The sequence below is a fragment of the Gardnerella lacydonensis genome (assembly GCF_048545055.1).
In the GTDB taxonomy this organism is placed as follows: domain Bacteria; phylum Actinomycetota; class Actinomycetes; order Actinomycetales; family Bifidobacteriaceae; genus Bifidobacterium; species Bifidobacterium vaginale_C.
Genome location: NZ_JBKQXT010000003.1, coordinates 179589 through 201612, shown reverse-complemented (window position 1 = coordinate 201612; position 22024 = coordinate 179589). Strand labels below are relative to the sequence as shown.

Sequence of the window (22024 nt, the reverse complement as noted above, 5' to 3'; positions counted from 1 at the left end):
CGGGCATTAAACTCATATGAGTTATTTTATTTACTTTATTTACCCTTATTCTTCTATTGTTTCTTTACTGTTTTATTACTTCTTTTTAGAAACGTTTTCTGGAGTATCAATTTCAAACACACCATAACTCCATCCATGCCTACGATACACAACCGAAGGTCTCATTGTTTCCTTATTTACGAACAGGAAGAAATCATGACCAATAAGTTCCATTTCATACAACGCTTCGTCAATGCTCATTGGCTCGGCAATGTGGAGCTTACGACGAATCACAATAGGAGTATCTCCAACACTCACCTCTACTGATTCACCAGGACCCAAGTCGGAAGCAACTGCAGCATCTGCACTATTTGTTCCATCAACTTGAACAACTTCTTCAACAGTTGTTTCAACTTCTGGCTCTACAACACCCAAATCAACTGGAACCATTTGCTCATATCCACGACGATGGTCCTTACGACGATCGCGAGTACGACGCAAACGAAGCGTCAACTTATCGAGAGCCATATCCAATGCACTGTATTGGTCAGTACTAGATGCCTCTGCGCGAATAACCGTACTTCCTGCAACTACAGTAATTTCAACTCTCTTTGCAGTATCTGCCTGCCTTGGATTGCCCTCAGTGTTAAGCACAATCTGAATGCGCTGCGCATCTGGAGCAATGGCGGTCACACGATTCATCTTGCTTTCCACAACGTCACGGAATCTTTGCTTAATCTGCGTATGACGTCCGGTGATGACGATTTCCATGCGAACCTCCTTAAGTAATCCGATATAAATCGGTTTGTGTACACGTCAACGGCACCAGCGCCGCTGATACATCCATTATATCCGCTAAAAGCCGCCATTTTCTAGCGAGTCGCAAAATATGCGCAAAATTAAGACGTCTGCTATAATTGGGAAGGTTGAGGTTTCACGATGACCGCGGCTGCAATGTTCATTCGGAGTAGCTGAGGAACTTCCGGGCTCCGTAGAGCACAATGGCGGATAACGTCCGCCCAGGGCAACCTGAGAGATAGCGCAACAGAGAATAGACCGCCTAAACTTTTGTTTAGGTAAGGGTGAAACGGCGGTGTAAGAGACCACCGGGCTTCTGGTAACAGTTAGCCGCATGGCAAGCCTCATTGGGAGCAAGGTCAAGCAGAAGGTGTTTAAGGGCTGCTCGCCTAAGTCTTCGGGTAGACTGCTAGAGTTTGGCGGTAACGTCAAATCGAGATGGATGGTCATCCGTGTGCATATTTGCACGCGACAAAACCCGGGGTATGTGAAACCTCAACTTAATTTTGATTTTCACTTAGTTTTTTGCATAACACTTTTGGAGCGAAATCAAAATCACAAAAAACTGTGCAACAATTATTAAATTCTGGATTTAAATCACTATTATCTAAATCCGCTACCCCACAAGTTTTCATTCCAGCCAAACGAGCCGACTTTAAAGCTATAGCTGAATCCTCAAAAACAGTGCAATACTCTGGTTTTACACCTATTCTATTGGACAAATCTAAATAAGTTTGAGGACTATTTTTCCCATCTGATTGTAAATCTTCACCAAAAATCATCAAATCAAAATATTGCCATAATTCTGTTCGCTTTAAAGATGCTTCGCATAAAGATTTAGAAAGAGTAGTCATAAGAACTAATTTTGCACCTGTTTTATGCAAATAATCAACGTAATTTTTAGCGCCTTTTCTAAGAAGCAGTTGATTAGAATAAGCTTCATTAGCCATATCATTCCATTCCTGCATTAAATCTTCGGGAGAATCCGTAAACCCAAAACGTGCGATAACATAATCAGCCACTTCTCGAGGAGTCATTGTTGCAGTGGAATCAGCAAAATCAGCAGGCACTTTAATACCGCGTTTAGCAAAACTCTTTTCGTCTATATCATCCCAAACATGTAAAGAGTCAAGCAAAGTACCATCAAAATCAAAAATTGCTGCACAATTTGAATTATCAACTAACACATTTTCGCTCATATTATTAATCCTGATATTAATCCTGTTTTATAAAAATTACTTTGAATTAGATTCAGATTTTAGATTAGATTTTGCTTGTTTTTAACAATTCTCTAGCATGCTCTAAAGAAGCTTGCGACTGACTTCCAGAAAGCATTCTAGCTATTTCCTGCTCACGCTGTGAATCATCCAACTTAGTAACAGTAGTATCTACGACTAATGAAGAGTCAAAATCATTAGAAGAATCGCCAGAAACCGATGAATCACTAAAACTTTTTCTAACCACAAATTGAACATCAGCAAAAGAAGCAACTTGAGCCAAATGCGTTACAACAATCACCTGAGAACTTTTAGCAAGTTGAGCTAAGCGTTTGCCTAATTCCACTGCTGCAACTCCTCCAACTCCCGCATCAACCTCGTCGAAAATAAAAGTCATAGAATGAGAGTCGCTGTTATTGAATTTTGCCGCAACCAACTCCATAGCTAACATAAGTCTACTTAACTCTCCACCTGAAGCACTGCTACCCATTGGCAAATAATCAGACGACGGGAAAGGCTTAAAAAGAAACTCAACATTGTCTAAACCATGAGAATCTAAGTCAACTACTCCAGTTTCATCTACTTTACGCCTATTAACTTTGATTAAAAGCTGAGCATCTTGCATAGCCAAAGATTCAAGCTCTTTACTAACTTCAAAACTAAACTTTTCTGCTGCACTTTTGCGCAAATCATAAAGTTTATCTGCTAAATTTTTGGCATTAGAATAATACTTATCACAAGCTTTTTTAGCGCGATCAATAGCCTCAGGTGAATCATCCAAATCTTCAAGCTCAAATTGCGCCTTTTTAGCCCACTCTAAAACATCGTCAATCTGTGGACCCCATCTGCGAGTTAAATCGCTTAAATCGTGAATACGATTGTTAATAGCGTCTAAATCTTCCTGACTCTCATCAACATCTAATTGCTGAGCGAGCTGCATAACAATGTCGGAAATTTGGGAAGAAATATCGTCAAGTTGATTTGCAATCGCACTATAATCTCCGTCAACTCGAATTGAGCGAATTGCCTTAGATGCATTGTCAACCAAATGTAATGCGTCAACGGAATCTATTGCGCCGTAGTCAATTTGACTTGCGTCTAACGAAGAAATTGCTTCGCTAATAGCTCCAACGATTTGAGCAGCGTTTTCTATGCGGTCTCTTTTAGCTTTAAGCTCTTCATCTTCATTCCGTTTTGGATCGATTTGGCGAATTTTTTCTAGCGATTCTCGCAAATAATCTGCACGCTGCCTAGAAGAAGATTCTTGATTTATAAGCCTGTTATAAGATTCAACAGCATCCTGCCATTCTTTAAATGCCACAGAATATTCTTGTAATTCTTTTGAATCACAAGAAATTGAGTCCAAGAACTCACGCTGTTTTGCACTTGTTGCTATACGCAACTGATCACTTTGCCCATGAATTGTTATTGTTTGCGAACAAATTTTATCCAGCAAAGTCTTAGGAACAGAACAACCAGATACTACAGCCCTAGACCTACCAGATTTTGGAACAGTACGAGATACATAAACATCTATTTTAGAATCATCGCCTTCAGATTCTTCAACATCTATCCCAGATTCTTGCAAAAAATTAGAAACAATTCCTGACTTTGGAACAGAAAAAACGCCTTGCGCCCATGATTCTGACGCAAAAGATGTAATTCTAGAAGAATCAGCTTTTCCTCCAGATATAAGTCTTATAGCGCTTAGAAGCATAGATTTTCCAGCCCCTGTTTCTCCAGTAATAGCAGTCATTCCATATGAGGGAGTAATAACCGCGTGAGAGATTGGTCCTAAATTACGAATTTCTAATTCTTCAAGCAAGGATGCCCCCTACGAGTTTAAGCTATTAGGGTTATGGTAGTTATTTGAGACATTTGGAACATCTTCATAATTCCTATCAGTTTCATTATGCAGATTAGCCTCATATTCCTTAGGTTTGGAAGACTTTTTACGACGATTTTCGCGCCAACCAACTACAGGCAAATCAAACTTAGTAACTAATCTTTGCGTAAATGGAACACCAGAAAGACGCGCTAAAAACAGCTCATCTTTGGACTGACGAATTTGAATCCTAGATCCTTGCGGTAAAGCCCTTTGACGCCTACCATCACAACAAATCCAACCACCAGAAGCTGAATCTTCCAAAATATCAATAGTAAAAGTTGAACCTGCTCCGATAATCAATGGTCTAGAAAAAAGCGCGTGTGCAGCCAAAGGAACCAGTTGCAAAGCCTCAACATTTGGCCACATGATTGGACCTCCTGCCGAAAATGCGTAAGCTGTGGATCCAGTAGGAGTAGAAACAATAACACCATCGCAGCCAAAAGACGACATTTCAACATTATCAACGCGAATCGAAAGCTCCACCATTCTACCGCGATCTGCCCTATCTAAAGTAATATCGTTAAGAGCCCAATCACTTAAAGGCTCACTCGCTCCAGGAAGCCAAACGTCTACATGAGCTTCCATTCTATGCTCTAAAAAGTAATCTTTTTGAGCAATTCTTCTAATAGCCTCATCTATTTGGAAGCTTTCAAATTCCGCCAAAAATCCAACATGACCAAGATTTATACCTATGATTGGAACAGGAGTGCAATGCACCAATTCTGCAGCTTGAAGCATTGTGCCATCTCCACCAAGCACAACAACAATCTCTGTGTTTTCATCAATAACATGTGCTGTTTTTTGCGCAAAATCAGATACGGCAGCACTATGAAACACATCTACATGAAAACCAGCACTACTAAGCTGCGTGGTAACTTGATTTACAACGGCACTGTGACTATCAAGACGCGCATGCGTAACTACCAGAGCGCGACGAGCATAAGAAGCATCATCATCTACTAAAAGTTCTGGCATAACACAGCCCCTTTGTGGTTTTGCAAATAACAATAAATATTGTAATTGTTGCACTACATATTGCGCATTGTACTGCTTATGTAAAAAATATTTATCAAATAATTATTTTTAACCATTAAATCGCGCATAAAGAAGATATTCAATATTTCCATGAGTTCCTTCTATAGGAGATTCATGAGTTGCAACAACTTTTAAACCACTATTTTTAGCGCATTCTTTAATATTTTCTAATGCTTTAAGTCTTAGGTCTTTATCTGTTACAATTCCGCCTTTTCCAAGATTTCCTTTACCAACTTCAAATTGTGGTTTTACAAGAAGAACAATATTCGCGTTGTTTTGCGCAATACGCGCGATTACTGGAATAACAAAAGTAAGAGATATAAAAGAAACATCTGAGACTATAAGATTAGGCTTGTAAGGCAAATCTTGCGCGTAAACATTTCTAATATTTACGCCACTCATTTCGATAACGCGCGGATCGCTTGCTATCTTTGGGTGCAATTGACCGTGTCCGACGTCTAAAGCAATAACGCGATTAACGCCATTTTGCAACAAATAATCGCAAAAACCGCCAGTTGAAGCACCAATATCTAGCGCTTTAGTATTTGAATAAACTTTTAATCCTAAATCTTCAAATAAAGAGAACGCACCTTCTAATTTGAGTGCTCCTCTAGAAACATATTTAAGACAAGAATTTTCTTTTTTTGATTCATCAAAACTTATTTCTTGCGCTTTTTCCACTAAAAATGATGATTTATAAACAATTCGATTATCTACTTTTACTAACCCAGACTTAATTAAACGCTGAGCTGTAGTTCTACTTTTCACTAATCCGCGATTTACAAGTTCACAATCTAATCGCTGAACTAAATCATCTCCGTCAGACATTGAAAAATCCTCATACACACATACGCAAACTCATATATTTATAAAGAAAACTCTGGAAGAATGTAGTCTTCAAGTGATTTTCCACCGTCTATTAAGCTCCAAGTGAGCGCACAAGCAGCACGTAAAGCGTTGCAATCACTAGGATTGTTTACTTCAATAGAATTACAAACAATTTGTGCTCTAGAAGTTCCGCATACAAATGTAACGTCGTCAACACGCTTTGGAGACTCATGAGCCTCGTTTAGTCCTCTTAAATCCTTAGAAACAAAGCTTGGTCGCAAGTGTTTTGGAGCCTCAAGCAACATGCGCGTATTGGTGACACCAGTAAGCACTAGAAGAGACTCATATCCCCCTCTGGTACCTGCTTCGATGTCTGTATCCAATCGGTCTCCTACGGCTAGCGAGCGCGAAATACTTATTACAGGATTCCCAAACTCATCTTTTTCTGCATATTCTTTAACATCTTCATCATTGTGATTTGCATTTGCAGCAACCAACAATCTCGCTTCGTCATACATTGCGCACTCGGGTTTTCCAGCAGAAGCAATAGGCTCAACTCCAGTTGCATTTACTACAGCTTGAATCATAGAACCGCATCCAGGAGCTATACCAAATTCACGTGGAATTGTTAAATCGCGATTAGTAACAAAATACTTAGCTCCATGCTCTACGGCGAAAGCGACTTGTGCCATTTCTTGCCAAGTCATTTGCGGATACCAGCCTTGGATAACAGCTTTTGGATTGTCTTTACAAGACTTTACTGGATTAAGACCAGCACTACGAACCTCTTGTATGAGATGATCGGCTCCAAGCACTAAAACATTAGAATTTCTCGGAACGTAGCGAGCAACCATTCTTGCTGCAACAACAGAAGAAGTTATAATCTGCCACGGCTCTACTTTTAAGCCGAAACTTTCTAGTTGACTTGCTACAACTTCTTGAAAACGAGAAGAATTATTAGTCGTATATTCAATAAACATGCCATTTTTTTGAGCATTTTCAATTGATTCAGCAGCATATTCAACGGATTTTCCGCCTCTATACACTACGCCGTCTAAGTCAAGCAAAGCTAAGCGAAAATTCTTGCTTAACGCAGATTTACTATTTGAAAAATTCGTTCGTTCATCAAGTTGCATAGAATATCCCCGCATGATTTTAAAAATATCGAAGTAGCAAACGCCCGGCTTACTATACTCTCATAATACAGAAGCCGGGCTTAGAAAATATGGTTGTACTATTCCTCTTCAGACTTAACTGCACTCATCTCTATAGTTTCAGTATTGTCTGCGATTTGTGAATCATCGTCTGAATCATCCGAATCTTCGCCCGAATCGTCATCTGAATCATCCGAATCGTCTGAATCATCCGAGTCATCATCTGGAGCAAATTGCGCATCATCTTCACTAATGCCAACTTCGTCCATAATCGCGTCATTAAGATGTTCCAAATCGTAGTCAATCACAACATCTTCTGGATTTTCTTCGTCTTCAATATCTGCGTATTGCTCTTCTAAGCGATCAAGCAAAGAGTCAAGCTCAATAGCCTCATCACTTCGCCCAGCCTCCTCTAGGAAGTACTGTTCCGCCTGAACTGCACGCATTCTATACTCGCCAGGCAAACCCTTAGACCTACCCATTGCGTGAACAAGCTCAATAGCCTTATCTGAATGGTTTGTATCTGCCAAAACACCTGCGTACACAAGGAACATTTCTGCCTTGACTTCGCCAGTAACCCTTCTAGCTTCATCCGACATGCAGATTTCCAAAGCCTTATCAAGGTTGCCCATACCGCGCTCACAATCGGCAATAAATGGAAGATAATCCATGTAGCCATTCATTCGCATAGCTGTTCTAAACTCGCGCGCAGCAAGCTTGTAATCACCCTGACGGTATGCAATAAATCCTAATGTTTCGCGCGAAAAATCAATACGCGATGCCTGCTTTGCAGCCCACTTTGCATGTTCCAATGCAAGCTCTGGATCTTCTTCTTGCAAAGCATAAGCTGCGAGAATATGCAAACCAATATTTTCAGAATGTTCCTTAGAAAGACCGCGCAAACGCTCACGAGATTCTTTAGAAAGCATGGAATACTCTAAGCCCTTAGGCATCTTAGGTTCGCCTGGACGCCTATCAGTATAAGGGTTTTGAGATGGGTAAGAAACAGTTCCATCCGAGTTTCTACGAGGACCATTTTCAAAGCGGAAAGACGACTTTGAATCGCGCTTTCTAGAATCATTCTTCTTAAAATCACCCTTGTGGAAGCCACCGCGATTATCTTCAAAGCGGCGATCATTGCGCTCGCCACGATTATCACGATCAAACTTCTTGTACCTTGGATTGCCATTTTCTTCCGACTTGACATCAAAACCACGATTTCTGCGAGTTTCGTGATTATCTTTTCTATCGAATCTGCGATCACTGCGGTTATCACGATCATCACGGTTGAACCTATGATCATTATCACGATGGTTAAACCTACGATCGTTATCCTTCTTAAAACCGCTCTTATTGAATCCACCTTTGTGGAATCCATTGCGTCTTAAACCTTCTGAACTACCAGAATCACGCTCAAAATCGTCACGACGACCGTTCTTATGATCATCATATCTGCGATCATTGTGCTCAAATCTACGTTCGCCATCACGGTGATTAAACTTTCTGCCACCATCTTTGTGGAATCCACCCTTATGGAATCCGCCACGATGCTCGCCGTTCCCACCATTTTTACCGCCATTTTGACGGCTAAAATGGCCACGATTACCAAACGACTTACCACTACGCGATCCGCGTTCTTCGCCCATTATTGGCATACCTTTCAAATTCTAAAAATATAAAATTATACTAAAAATCTAATATTAAAAACAAATCAAACACGCTTAAAAAACTAATCACGCTCAACAGCGCCAATAGCCTTCTTGCCCCTACGAATCAAAGCAAAACGACCATGTAAGAATGAATTATCATTCAAAATGTCATCGACACTGTCTACTCGATTATTGTTAACGTACAAACCACCGGCTTCAATAGCACGACGAGCTTCAGAAATTGTGCGGAACAATCCAGCAGCAACAGCAGCCTCAACAACGCGATCACCACTATTTGCTTTAGCAAATTCTAAACTACCATCCTGCGCCTTAACCTTAACACCATCCAAGGCAGCTTCAAGAGTTTGCTCATCAATAGCGTCTAAATCACCCTTACCAAACAATGCCGAAGAAGCAGCAATAGCCTGATTCGTAACATCTTCACCATGAACAAAGCTTGTAACTTCCCAAGCGAGAACACGCTGAGCTTCACGACTTCCTGGGTCTTCTTGAATTTGCTTTTCCAATCGCTCAATCTCACTCTTAGGCAAGAACGTAAAAGCTTTAAGAAGCTTAACAACTTCATCGTCTGGCTGATTAAACCAGAATTGATAGAAGCGATAAGGGCTAAGCATTGTAGGATCAAGCCACATTGCGTTACCCTCCGACTTGCCAAACTTACGACCTTGATTATCCGTAATAATCGGGCTTGTAAACACGTGCACAGAAGCTCCGCGAACCTTACGAATCAAGTCCATGCCAGAAGTCAAATTACCCCACTGATCCGAACCGCCAAGTTGCAAAGTAACATTGTAATTATCAAACAAGTACAAGAAATCGTTTCCTTGCAAAACCTGATAGCTGAACTCAGCAAAAGAAATGCCTTCGTCGGAGTTTAAGCGGCGAGCCACAATATCCTTAGAAAGCATTGTGCCAACACGGAAATTCTTACCAACATCACGCAAAAAGTCAATAGCAGACATCTTAGAAACCCAGTCGTAATTGCTAACAAAACGAACAGGATTCTCTCCATCAAGAGGCAAAATTCTGCCAATCTGCTTGCGTAAGCGCTCTGCCCAACCAGCCACAATATCTTTAGAATTAAGCGTGCGTTCTCCACTTTGACGAGGATCACCAATCAAACCAGTAGCACCACCAACTAACGCAATAGGATGATGACCTGCAGCTTGCAAGTGACGCATATTAATAAGCTGAACAAGATTACCAATATGCAATGAAGCAGCAGTAGGATCGTAACCGCAATAATACGTTAATGGTTCTCCGTCAAGCGCTTGAGCAAGCTGCTGCTCATCAGTAGATTGTGAAATTAATCCACGCCACTTTAGCTCTTCAAACAAGGAAGCAAATCCAGCTTCCTTGTAATTCCTGACCTGAGCCATTCGTATCTCCTTATTATTGCCAAAACTTACCTAGGCATCGGGCGCTAAAAGCGCAATCCAAGCCTTTCAATTTTGGCAGCACAGGGCGACACTCTTATAAGCAGTTCCATCACTTACAGATTCAGAAAATTTCTTATACTCATCAATAGCAAGCTGAGCCTGGGTAATTTGTTCTTTTACGCGAACAAAAGCCGTTCCACCTTTTCCACATCTAGAAGCTACTGATCCATCACTAGAAAGAACAAGTTTAAGATTCTCAATATCGTCTCGATCTACAAAATCATTCAGAATATTAGCAAAATCATCATCACTTAAAACGTCTAAATCCCCTCCAAGTTCTTCAGCACGTTTTACGCATAATCCTGATAACTTATGCGCATTTCTAAATGGAACACCTTGTTTTACAAGCCATTCTGCAATATCTGTAGCTAAGGCAAAACCAGTAGCAGACTGTTCACGCAACCTAGCAATATTAAATTGCATTGTTCTAACCATCCCTGCGAATGCTGGAAGCAGAACTTCTAGAGTGTCAATTTGGTCAAAAACTGCCTCTTTATCTTCTTGCAAATCTCTTGCATAAGCAGTAGGAAGACCTTTAAGAGTGGCCATTAATCCAGTTAAATCTCCGATTAATCGTCCTGCTTTTCCTCTAGCAAGCTCCGCAATATCTGGATTCTTCTTTTGAGGCATAATAGAAGATCCAGTAGAATAAGCATCGTCTAAAGTTACGAACGCAAATTCTTGAGTATTCCATATAATAATCTCTTCGCTTAAGCGAGAAATATCAACGCCAATCATGGCTGCAATAAATGAAAACTCCGCAACAATATCTCTACTTGCTGTAGCATCAATAGAATTCGCGCAAACAGCAGAAAAACCAAGTTCTTTAGAAACTTCTTCGGGATCTAGTCCAAGAGTGTTGCCAGCCAATGCCCCTGCCCCATACGGGCTTTCGTTTGCGCGCGAATCCCAGTCCGCAAGGCGATTTACATCTCGCAAAAGCGGCCAAACATGAGCCATTAGCTGGTGTGCAAGCAAAATAGGTTGAGCATGCTGCATGTGAGTACGACCAGGCATTACAGAATCTTTTGCAGCTAAAGATTGAGCAACTAAAGCATTACAAACATCTAGCACGAGAGCAGCCAAAATGCGCGAGTGTCTGCGCAAAAACATGCGTATTAAAGCTGCGATTTGGTCGTTTCTAGAGCGACCAGCCCTAAGCTTTCCTCCAAGTTCGCTTCCTGCAATATCAAGCAAACCGCGCTCTAATGCAGTTGCCTCATCCTCGTCTTCTTCAATTGGCGTAAAAGTGCCATTATCCACGCGATTTTGCAACTCGTCTAGAGCTTTTTGAAGATCCTCGTATTCTTGATTTGTCAATAAACCTGCACGATGCAATGCATGCGCATGAGCGCGAGATCCTGCAATATCATCATCCGCTAATCGCCAATCAAATTGAGTTGATTTGCTAAGCTTTGCAAGCTCTGCGGAAGGTCCTGAGCTAAAACGTCCGCCCCACAAGGCTATTGGATGGTTTGCGTTGACATTTGCATCGGCATTTGCATCGTGCATAGTTATATTCTTCTTTCTGCTTTCCTCTTGTTAGTTGTTCTTTGCAACGCGCATATCTCGAGCCGCTGCAACCTTGCTAGACAATCCGTAGATTTCAATAAATCCGTTGGAAGCGCGCTGGTCGAAAGTATCGGAAGAATCGTAAGTAGCCAAGTTAAAGTCATACAAAGACTCATCCGACTTTCTGCCTGTTACAACAGCCTTTCCAGCGTATAAAGTCATGCGAATATCGCCAGAAACATGCTCTTGCGTTTCGTTTATGAACGCGTTCAAAGAACGCACAACTGGCGAGAACCACTGGCCGTCATACACAAATTCCGCCCACTTTTTATCAAGAGCACGCTTAAGCCTATGCTGTTCACGCTCTAAGCAGCAATTCTCAAGCTCTTGATGAGCCGTAATCAAAGCTTGCGCGCCTGGAACTTCGTACAATTCGCGAGACTTAATGCCAACTAGACGATCTTCAATAATGTCGATTCTGCCGATTCCTTGTGCCCCAGCTCTCTTGTTCATTTCTTCGATTGCTTGCAATGGAGTTACGCTATGACCGTCAATTGCAACTGGAATACCTTTTTCAAACGTGATTGTAACTTCGTCTGGAGTTGTAGCTTCCAAAGGATTCTTTGTGTAAGAGTAGCATTCTTCGGTTGGAGCATTCCACGGATCTTCCAAGAAGCCTGTTTCAATAGCCCTTCCCCAAACATTTTGGTCTATAGAATATGGGCTTTTCTTGCTTTGAGTAATCGGAAGCTTGTGCTCGTTTGCAAAAGCGATTTCAACATCTCGAGTAAGCGACAAATCGCGAATTGGGCTAATTGCCTTTAAATCTGGATCCAAAGACTGAATTGCAACTTCAAAACGAACCTGATCGTTTCCTTTGCCAGTGCAACCATGTGCGATCGTATCTGCGTCGAATTCGTGCGCTGCGTGAACCAAGTGACGAGTAATAAGCGGCCTAGAAAGCGCAGAAACTAAAGGATACACGTCTTCGTACATTGCATTTGCTTTTAATGCGAGCATGCAATAGTTATCCGCAAATTCTTCACGAGCATCAACTACATACGATTCAACAGCACCACAAGCCAAAGCGCGATTTTTAATGACTTCGAGCGCTTCTCCACCTTGACCAACGTTTAGTGACACAGCTACAACGTCTTGACCTGTTTGTTCTTTAAGGTACGGAATAGCTACAGATGTATCAAGGCCACCCGAATACGCCAATACAATACGTTTCTTACTAGTCATAGTGACCTCCCAAGGTCATATATTGAATAAATAAACAATATATAGTATATTATACAACCATAGATAAAATCTCAACACGCTTAGAAATACAACGCTTTTATCATATTTTGAAAAATAATATTTAAAAAAATAAGACAATAGGAATAATACTTATGCAATTGATTGTACTATAACAAAGTGCAAAAACCACAACGCTGTGGTCTTTGCAGCAAGTATTATAAATTCAACATCCATCGATGCATATTAGACACAAATATAACTATAAAATGAATAAACTATATACAAAATCACCTAGATGCAACTGAAAGCATCCAATTAGCTCTATCTTCTGCTTCTTCGTTAGAAACACAAACCATAAGCACTGTATCATCGCCAGCAACCGAACCTAAAATACCTTTTAAAGGCTGCCTATCAATAACACTTGCAACATATTGAGCAGCGCCCGAAGGAGTGTGAATCACAACAATATTATTAGCAAATCCAACTTCTGTAATAAGACCAGAAAGAGTCCTAGCAACCTGTTGATCAATCCTAACAGTATCCATTGCGTGACGATTACCAGTTCCATCTCCTAGAACATAAGCAATTCTGCCGTCTGTAAGACGAATTTTAACCGCATTTATTTCATCCAAATCTCTACTCAAAGTTGCTTGAGTAACCTCAAAACCATGACGGGCCAAAACTTTAGCAAGCTGAGACTGTGAAGTAATAACCTCACTTAAAAGCGCCTGTTCAATCGCATTTAAACGTGCAGCTTTAGTCGTAGGACGCTGCTTTCCAGCGGATTCAATAGAACCAAAATCGTCATTAACATCAAAAGCATCGTCAAAATTATTATCTTCATTCACATAACTATGATTAAGCGCATCATCGCCACTAAAATTATTTGACTTCCTATTAGACTCAACCATAATTGGCAATACCTTTCTAAAGAGCACTCCAATCTAATATACATGAATACATAAATATATTCATGAATATATACATTTTAACAAAGCCATAAATACTATTTTATTTACTAAAAAATACGGCTGAACAACCAGATAATACTAATCATTCAGCCGTATCAATTTAAAAAACGCGACTCTGTAACTTATACTCGAACTTATACTCGCAATGTTGCATGCAATTTTTGAGCAGACTTTGTAATAGCCTCTCGAACCGCTTCCATATCATCGCTAGAAAGCGTTCTATCAGCAGCCCTAAATGTTACAGAATAAGCAAGAGATCTTAGCCCTTCTCCAAGTTGTTCGCCTTCATAAACATCGAACAACTCTACAGACTCAAGCAAATCACCAGAAGCTTTAACAATAGCTTCCTTTAAATCGTGAGCAGTCAAAGAAGAAGGAGCAACAAACGCAAAGTCCTGCTTAACAGGAGGGAATGTAGAAACAGGTTTTGCCTGAACAGGCTTAACTTGCATAGCATCAAACAATGCGCTCAAATCAAGCTCGAATGCTGCAGAGTGCTTTGGCAAACCCAAATTCTCATCAACCTGAGGATGAAGCTCTCCAACAATACCAATTTCAACATCGTCGGCACCATCAACAGGAATATACACCTTCGCGGTACGACCTGGATGCCAAGAAGCAGGAACATCATCAGAATTAATCTGACGAACGTCAAAAGCAACGCCGATTCGCTTTCCTAAACGATTAACAGCTTCTACAGCATCACTCCAATCAACTTCTCTATGAGTTCCAAGCCAACCTGTTTCTTCAGCATTACCAGTTAAAAGAGCTGCAACATGCAAAGGCTGCTCAGGCAAACCTGCATCCAACGCAGCAAGCTGAGAATCCGTAGGACGAACCGAACCAGGCAAAGCAGGAATAGCTGGAGCATTAGGATCCGCAAAATACACGTGACCAAGCTCATAAAGCGAAACATCACTCAAGCCACGACGAATATTTCTACGAACCGTTCCAGCTAAAGTGGTAAGAACATTCCTGCGAAGCCAAGGACGATCGCCAGCCAAAGGATTTGCGATCTTTACGCTGACTTTAGCAACAGAATCAACGTCTTCACGGAAAGCTTTAAAATCTTCCTGACCAACAAACGGGTAGCTCAAAGATTCAATCAAGCCCATTTCAGCAAGTTCATATGCAATAGCTCTACGAGTTGCTTGATCTTGCGTTAAACCAGTTTTGCCAGTAACAGGAACAGCTGGAACCTTAACAGGAATCTCATCGTAGCCAACCAAGCGCGCGATTTCTTCGACCAAATCGCATGGATCATTTAAGTCTGGGCGCCAAGTTGGAGGCAAAACAGAGAACGATCCGTTTCCGCCGCCAGCAACAGAGCAACCAATATCCGTAAGAATATCGCTAATACGATTCAAATCAATGCTTAAGCCAGAAACACGCTCTACTTCGCTAGCTTTGAAAACAATAACACTTCTATCAACAGTATTGTTTACGTCTGTAGGCGTATTAGAAGGCTCCCCAGAACCAAAATTGCTGAGCATTGTAACAGCCATTTGCGCAGCTGCTGGCTGCAAAGCAGTATCAACGCCACGCTCAAACCTGCGAGATGCCTCAGTTGGAAGCTTATGTCTACGAGCTGTACGTGCAATAGAAACGGGGTCAAAGTGTGCAGCTTCAACAAGAATATTCTTCGTTTCGCTCGTTACTTCTCCATACATTCCGCCCATTACGCCAGCAAGTCCAAGAACACGCGAACCGTGATTTCCCTTTGGAGAATCGCAAATAAGCAAGTCCTCAACGTTAAGCTCTCTGTCTTTGCCATCTAAAGTTGTTAAATGCTCTCCAGCTTTAGCGCGGCGAACAACAATAGGACCTTCAATCTTATCTAAATCATAAGCGTGAAGAGGCTGACCTAAGTCGAGCATTACGTAATTTGTAACGTCTACTGCAAGAGATATACCACGCATTCCAGCACGAGTTAAACGCCTACGCATCCAATTAGGGCTAGAAGAATCTGGATTAAAGTTTCTAACAACGCGAGCGTAGTAACGGTCGCATCCAACAACACCATGAATAGGATTATTATCTTCAATACTAACTTCTATATCTTTAGAAGCTCCATCAGACATAGAAACTACTTGATCAGCTTGATTATTAAGTTCAATTACTGGATCAGTGTAAGTTGCACCAGTTGAATGGTGATATTCGCGCGCAACACCCCTGTACGAGAACGCGTATCCACGATCAGGAGTGATGTTAATTTCCAGCAAAGGCTTGTTTAAGTGAAGAAGCGACATTGCGTCGTCTCCAGGTTTCAAAGCATCATATTCAGCTTTAGAGAAACCGTATTCGCGAAGCAAAATAATGCCATCGTGGCTATCTCCCAACCCAAGCTCGCGTTCGGATGCGCACATTCCGTTAGAAATGTGGCCGTAAGTTTTGCGAGGCTCAATCTTAAAATCGCCAGGCAAAACTGCCCCAGGAAGAGTTACAACAACTTTTTCTCCCGCAGCCATGTTTGGAGCACCGCAAATAATTCCACGAGGAACTTTATTGCCATTTTCGTCTACCTCGTTGTATTTATCTCCAACATCAACATGGCACCAATTAATAATTTTGCCATTTTTTTGCGGCTCAGGAGTAGCATCAACAACGTATCCTACAACAATAGGACCTGTAACTTGAGAGTCGTGAATCTCTTCCTCTTCCAAGCCAACTCGCACCAAATCTTTAGCAAGCTGCTCGTAAGTCAAACCTTCTGGCACTTCAACATGATCTTTAAGCCAGTCAATATCTACCATTGGCATGAGTACTACTCTCCCATCACAAACTGTTCACTGAAGCGCTTATCGCCTTCAACCAAATCGTGCATATCGTTAATATCGTGACGAAGCAGCAAAGTGCGCTCCAAGCCAACACCAAAAGCAAATCCCGTATAAACATCTGGGTCTAAGCCTGCAGACTTAAGAACATTCGGGTTAACCATTCCGCATCCGCCCCATTCAATCCAACCTGGACCACCCTTCTTATCTGGGAACCAAAGATCCAACTCCGCACTAGGCTCCGTGAACGGGAAGTAGCTTGGGCGCAAACGGCTTTTTGCATCTGGGCCAAACATTGCAACAGCAAGGCGATCAAGAACACCCTTTAAATCAGCCATGCTCAAATATTTATCTACTGCCAAAGCTTCGCACTGGTGGAAGACTGGCGTATGAGTTGCATCAAGCTCATCAGTACGGAATACTCGGCCTGGGGACGCAATATACAGAGGTACTCCTCGCTCAATTAACGCACGAACCTGATCGGAAGAAGTTTGCGTACGCAAAACCATGTTAGATCCAACAAATCCTGCAGCATCCTTTGCCTGATTACCTTGCACATAAAAAGTATCTTGCATTTGGCGAGCAGGATGATCTGGACCAAAGTTCAACGCGTCAAAATCGAACCACTCTGTTTCTACCTCTGGTCCTGCAGAAATCTGCCAACCCATAGACACAAAGAAGTCTTCAAAGTCTTCAATAATACGCGCAATCGGATGGCGAGCGCCAAGCGGCTTACGATTTATTGGCAAGGTCATATCGACTGTTTCTTTTTGAAGCATATTAGCTTCTTCAATAGCCTTAATACGCTCTTGGGCTGCTGCAAATTCACGACCAAAATCAGCGCGTAAAGCCGACATTATCTTGCCAGCTTCTTTCTTTTCTTCTACTTGAAGACTTCCAATAGACTTGCTGGCAAGGGTCATTGCAGACTGAGCTCCTGCATACTTAGTTTTTGCCGCTTTCAACTCTTCCATTGTTTTAGCGGCTTGAACACAAGCTATACCCTCTTTTACTACCTTTGTAATTGCCTTCGCGTCGAACGGCTTACTACTTGCCACAGCACCCTTCCTATCCGTGTTATGTGTACTTTTGTGAAGCATTCAAAAAACGTCTCAAATCTACATTTTTCGCTCATGACTAGACATAGCCAAGCCCATTAGCATTACTGCAGCGCTGGTTGCCAAGTTCATTGATTCTGCTTTTCCGTAAATAGGTATTACCGATATTTCGTCTACTTTATTTAATATTTCTTCTGGCAATCCTCTGGCTTCGTTTCCAAATAATATTGCATTAGATCCTTCGTTATATCCTTTATTTAAATCATCACTTAGTGGTTTTAGAAGATTTGCAAAAGACTTTGGTTTTTTATTTTCCGTTCCATAAATATCAGCTGCAATAACCCTTATTTTTAATGACTTTATCCAATCAAACCAATCATCCTCACTCATTGTCACTACTGGCAAATGGAATAATGAGCCTGCAGTAGAACGAACAAGCTTTGAATTAAAACGATTCACGCAATCGTCAACAAAAACAACGGCACTACAACCAGCTACATCTGCAACGCGAATAATAGCACCAGCGTTGCCAGGGTCTCTTACCTGCCAGCAGGCTGCAATCAATATAGGATCATAAGCAAAACCAGACTTATATTTGCTTTCTACCCCAATACTATTAAATTCTTTTATAAATTCTTTATCTAAAATAGTAGAATCACAAACGGCAACAATCCCTTGACAATCCGTACTGATCTTATGCATAACTTCTGCTGTTGCAGGGTGCACATAGCACTGATTTTTTAAGGATTCGTCAACAATTTTGCTTATCGTTTCTAAAGATCCATTTTGCAAAATGCCATTTTTAAGATTTTTAAAAGAATTGACATCAATGTAGTCACTATTAACAGCATCTTGCAAAACGTAAATGTCTAAAATAGATTTATGCGCGTACCTTACCGCTTCCCTAACGCTTTGCGGGCCTTCAACTAAAAAGCGCCCATCCACTCGCGATTTTGCGCGACTTATTGCACAAATGCGCTTAACGCGATCGCTATGCGCGTTGTCTATTAACTCTTTTAACGGCATAATATCACTCTACTTTACATGTATTTACATTTACATGTATTTACAACACGCGTAACTGTTGCAATACAAAACTACTCAAAAACTACTCAACAAAACTACTCGTGATGCTCCGACGAACTTTGAGTAGTATATCCCTCTGGCTCCAACTGGAATGTTGTGTGCGAAACAGAAACTGGAAAATGCTCACGCAAACAATCTTGAAGCTGGCTTAAAATATCCGCACACTGCCCCATCGTCAAATCGCGCTCAACAACAACATGCGCCATAAAAATAGGCATTCCTGTAGAAACAGTGCTTGCATGCAAATCGTGAACAGCAAGAACGTGCGGAACGTGTTCAAGATGGTCACGAACTTTTTCTATATCCAATCCTTCTGGAGTTTGCTCAAGCAAAACTTTTACAGCATTTTTAAGCAAGTGCAACGCTCTAGGAATCATCAAAATTGCTATAATTCCGCCAGCTACAGCGTCGAAACCGCTCCAATTTGTAGCTATCATAACTAATGCAGAAACAACTACTGCTACAGAGCCTAAAGCATCGTTCATAACTTCCAAAAACGCTGCTCGCATATTCATATTGTCTTTAGATTGAGAAACAAGAATTATAAGCGAAGCAATATTTGCAAGAAGACCTAGAATACCAAAGAAAAGCAGCTGACTTACACCGTGAATTTCATTATGACTTGCGCCAAAAAGACGCATCCCCGACTCCACAATCGCATAAACGCCTACAAAAAGAAGCACAAGAGCGCCAGCTGCAGCAGTAATCACTTCTAGCCTTGCCCACCCCCAAGTGCGCTTTGCATTAGGCTTTTTGCGCATTAAAATCGCAGTAACCGTAGATGCAGCTAAAACGGAAATATCCGTTAGCATATGACCAGCATCAATCAGCAAAGAAATCGAATTAGTTAAAATAGATCCGATTACTTCTGCCAAAAACACAATTGACGTTAACGCTAGTGATAGCGAAAGCTTATGCTGATGCGCGTGACTTGCGCTAATAGCATCTTGCAAAGAAGCGGCATTAGTTCCAGAAGTACTTAAATCATTCTTCTCTAAGATTTCACTGGAAGAGTTTGACAAATGATGATTATTCACACAAATCTCCTATGTTCATACAAATAAGTATCTCGATATCGTTTCTCAATATCATTCCCAATATGCCTTATACGCAATGAACCCCAGCCTAAGCTAGGGTTCACGCATAAACATCTAAAGATTAATTATCTAAAAACTTATTCTATTATTACTATTCGACAATTAACGCGCCGAGATGATGGGAAGTTGATTCGGCAATCAAATCATCTTTAAAATCGCCATTATCAGCAGCATTAATTATCTTCATTGAGGCATCAACCACATCTGGCTGCAAAGCATTAACCCAATGAATACGCGAATCTCTTCCAAACCAACCCATTTGTTTTCTAGCAAGACGTTTAGTTTTCTGAGCAATATCAGCAAAAGCATCATCTTCGCTGCATAAGCCATCTAAATAGTCCATTATTTGCTTGTATCCCAAAGCTCTACTCGCAGTAACACCAAGCCTAGAACGAATTGCTTCGACCTCATTCACAAAACCCTGCTCGCGCATCATTTTTGTGCGAAGCTCCACTCGCGCATCCAAATCTTCTCTGTTTAAGTCCAATCCTATTTGCACACAATCAATCAAATACTTGTATTTTGGCAGAGTAGCAGAATACGGCTTCCCTGTTAATTCAATAACTTCTAGAGCGCGAATTGTTCTGCGCGAATTTCTTGGATCCATATTTTTAGCCGCCACAGGGTCCAGTTTTTGTAACTCTTCAAAAAGAGCCATTGCTCCTTGCGACTTTTCACGATCTTCCAAAGCTTTGCGAATATTAGGATCTGTACCTGGAAAAGTTATATCATCTACAGCCGCACGAGCATATAGACCAGAGCCTCCAACAAGAATTGGGCGAATACCTTTTTTTTGCAAATCGCGTATGCATTGCCTAGCAAGCGTTTGAAATTTTGCAACGCTCATGGATTCTTCTGGATCAATAATATCTATTAAATGATGCTTAATCTCGCTTTGCTCTTCTTTAGTGGCTTTTGCTGTACCAATATCCATATAACGGTACATTTGATATGCGTCTGCGTTTATAATCTCCGCTTTTACACCACGTTCAGCAAATTTCTTTGCAATTGCAATACCAAGACTCGTTTTGCCAGATGCTGTTGGACCTACAATCGAAATCACTTTCGGCGGTTTGCACACAATGCGCTCCTAATAATCATATTAAACGAACTAAAATCAACCTTAAAGAAGAATCTCTTCTACAAATTTACACAATCAAACATACATAAAAGTCAATAAAAGTAGTAGGAGATTTTGCTTCGACACCAAAGCAGTAGTTGATTACCACACTGTATTACAATCCCCATTGAGAACGACACGCGCTATTGTTGATGTGTTTTATTTTATATGGTACCGTTTTCGCTAACTTAAAACCGAATGATTTTTATTGTTTACACGTGTTCGTAGCATTTTACAACTAAAATTATTCGTTCAACGTGATTTATAAAAGGATTCCATTTGGTTTTACGTTAATCATTTTGTTGTCTTTTCTGCACCGATGGAGAATAGATATGATTACTATTTCTCATGTAGCATATGCGATTTTAAAACGTTATGGGAAAATGAATATTAATCGCTTACAATTACTTTCTTACTATTGCCAAGCTTATAACCTAGCATCCACTAATTCTCCTTTGTTCTATAACAATTTTCAGGCTTGGCGCAATGGTCCAGTATGCCTAGATTTATTTAAGATGCACAGAATTAATGATGTTTTTATAGAATGTAAAGATATTGTTCTAGGACCTTATGAACTTAAAAATCATCTTACTTATTCTAATTTACTCACTATCTATAACGTTTGCGACGCTTTAATTGATTTTAGTATTGAAGAACTAGAAAATCGCGCCCGCAGTGAGATGCCATGGATTGATGCACGCAGAGGGATATTACCAAATAAGGCTAATGAAGTAGAAATATCTAAGAAAATTATTCATGATTATTACGTAAAACATCCAGTAATTAATACGAATTCACGAACAACACGAAGCAAAGAATTTAGAAAAGATGATGAAGAACTACAAAAAGACATACAAGATATAATTTCTGAACAAATTGAAAAATTTAATCAATATAATCAAGATGAAAAAGTTAGAAGAATAAGACGGGCTGAAAAAATTTTAAGAGAAAAATTAAGCATATTGAATGGGCTTAAAAATAATAAAATTTATTTTGATGAAAACATTGTTCGTATTACAGCACGACATTTTGTTGACTACATAAACAATGATATTAATGATAAAAATAAAAATAAATAAGTGGTATAGGTCAAAACATACGGCGCAAATAAGTATGCATAGGAAAATCAAAAAGCTCTAGATCTTATACCTAG

At 40.6% G+C, this 22024-nt stretch carries 17 protein-coding genes and 1 other RNA gene; 2 read left to right on the top strand and 16 right to left on the bottom strand.

What is annotated here, in order from left to right; translation table 11 throughout:
* Positions 1 to 75: 75 nt before the first annotated feature.
* On the bottom strand, positions 76 to 750 hold the full coding sequence (hpf, locus tag ACJV45_RS04675) for a ribosome hibernation-promoting factor, HPF/YfiA family (RefSeq protein ID WP_004125011.1): 675 nt from the start codon (positions 748 to 750) through the stop codon (positions 76 to 78).
* A gap of 156 nt (positions 751 to 906) precedes the next feature.
* On the opposite strand from hpf, the gene rnpB reads away from it, so the two are divergent.
* Positions 907 to 1279: RNase P RNA component class A (rnpB, locus tag ACJV45_RS04670), an RNA gene on the top strand.
* Here rnpB and ACJV45_RS04665 read toward each other — a convergent pair.
* The 15 genes from ACJV45_RS04665 to miaA form a co-directional block, all read right to left on the bottom strand.
* Complete coding sequence (locus ACJV45_RS04665; RefSeq protein WP_016814167.1) at positions 1278 to 1976, bottom strand: HAD family hydrolase; 699 nt, start codon at positions 1974 to 1976, stop codon at positions 1278 to 1280. The two genes, rnpB and ACJV45_RS04665, sit on opposite strands and share 2 nt — an antisense overlap.
* A 64-nt stretch (positions 1977 to 2040) precedes the next feature.
* Positions 2041 to 3819: a DNA repair protein RecN gene (gene recN / locus ACJV45_RS04660; RefSeq protein WP_419397752.1), complete on the bottom strand. Its 1779-nt coding sequence runs from the start codon at positions 3817 to 3819 to the stop codon at positions 2041 to 2043.
* A gap of 9 nt (positions 3820 to 3828) precedes the next feature.
* The gene (locus ACJV45_RS04655) at positions 3829 to 4857 is read right to left on the bottom strand and encodes an NAD kinase (RefSeq protein ID WP_004112543.1); all 1029 of its coding nucleotides are present in this window, start codon (positions 4855 to 4857) and stop codon (positions 3829 to 3831) included.
* 108 nt (positions 4858 to 4965) lie between these two features.
* Positions 4966 to 5745, bottom strand: coding sequence for a TlyA family RNA methyltransferase (locus ACJV45_RS04650; RefSeq protein ID WP_419397751.1), 780 nt, complete (start codon positions 5743 to 5745; stop codon positions 4966 to 4968).
* A gap of 38 nt (positions 5746 to 5783) precedes the next feature.
* Positions 5784 to 6881, bottom strand: coding sequence for an HAD-IIA family hydrolase (locus ACJV45_RS04645; protein ID WP_419397750.1), 1098 nt, complete (start codon positions 6879 to 6881; stop codon positions 5784 to 5786).
* A gap of 98 nt (positions 6882 to 6979) precedes the next feature.
* Entirely contained in the window at positions 6980 to 8545 is a 1566-nt protein-coding gene (locus tag ACJV45_RS04640; protein ID WP_419397749.1) for a tetratricopeptide repeat protein, read from the bottom strand.
* 83 nt (positions 8546 to 8628) lie between these two features.
* The gene (tyrS, locus tag ACJV45_RS04635; protein ID WP_419397748.1) at positions 8629 to 9948 is read right to left on the bottom strand and encodes a tyrosine--tRNA ligase; all 1320 of its coding nucleotides are present in this window, start codon (positions 9946 to 9948) and stop codon (positions 8629 to 8631) included.
* 66 nt (positions 9949 to 10014) lie between these two features.
* Entirely contained in the window at positions 10015 to 11520 is a 1506-nt protein-coding gene (gene argH, locus ACJV45_RS04630) for an argininosuccinate lyase (RefSeq protein WP_419397747.1), read from the bottom strand.
* Between the two features lie 30 nt (positions 11521 to 11550).
* Complete coding sequence (locus tag ACJV45_RS04625) at positions 11551 to 12765, bottom strand: argininosuccinate synthase (RefSeq protein ID WP_004115510.1); 1215 nt, start codon at positions 12763 to 12765, stop codon at positions 11551 to 11553.
* A gap of 287 nt (positions 12766 to 13052) precedes the next feature.
* Entirely contained in the window at positions 13053 to 13676 is a 624-nt protein-coding gene (locus tag ACJV45_RS04620; RefSeq protein WP_004121816.1) for an arginine repressor, read from the bottom strand.
* 194 nt (positions 13677 to 13870) lie between these two features.
* Positions 13871 to 16495, bottom strand: a complete 2625-nt coding sequence (pheT, locus tag ACJV45_RS04615; protein ID WP_419397746.1) for a phenylalanine--tRNA ligase subunit beta — start codon at positions 16493 to 16495, stop codon at positions 13871 to 13873.
* Positions 16496 to 16500: 5 nt separating this feature from the next.
* Complete coding sequence (gene pheS / locus ACJV45_RS04610) at positions 16501 to 17610, bottom strand: phenylalanine--tRNA ligase subunit alpha (protein WP_472850113.1); 1110 nt, start codon at positions 17608 to 17610, stop codon at positions 16501 to 16503.
* 18 nt (positions 17611 to 17628) lie between these two features.
* Entirely contained in the window at positions 17629 to 18594 is a 966-nt protein-coding gene (locus tag ACJV45_RS04605; RefSeq protein ID WP_004137863.1) for a TrmH family RNA methyltransferase, read from the bottom strand.
* Positions 18595 to 18689: 95 nt separating this feature from the next.
* Entirely contained in the window at positions 18690 to 19691 is a 1002-nt protein-coding gene (locus ACJV45_RS04600; RefSeq protein WP_004574945.1) for a cation diffusion facilitator family transporter, read from the bottom strand.
* A 151-nt stretch (positions 19692 to 19842) separates the two neighbouring features.
* Positions 19843 to 20832 carry a tRNA (adenosine(37)-N6)-dimethylallyltransferase MiaA gene (gene miaA, locus ACJV45_RS04595; protein ID WP_116437190.1) on the bottom strand — a complete coding sequence of 330 codons (990 nt, stop codon included), beginning with the start codon at positions 20830 to 20832 and terminating at the stop codon, positions 19843 to 19845.
* Positions 20833 to 21203: 371 nt separating this feature from the next.
* On the opposite strand from miaA, the gene ACJV45_RS04590 reads away from it, so the two are divergent.
* On the top strand, positions 21204 to 21950 hold the full coding sequence (locus ACJV45_RS04590; RefSeq protein WP_004112525.1) for a Panacea domain-containing protein: 747 nt from the start codon (positions 21204 to 21206) through the stop codon (positions 21948 to 21950).
* Positions 21951 to 22024: the final 74 nt, after the last annotated feature.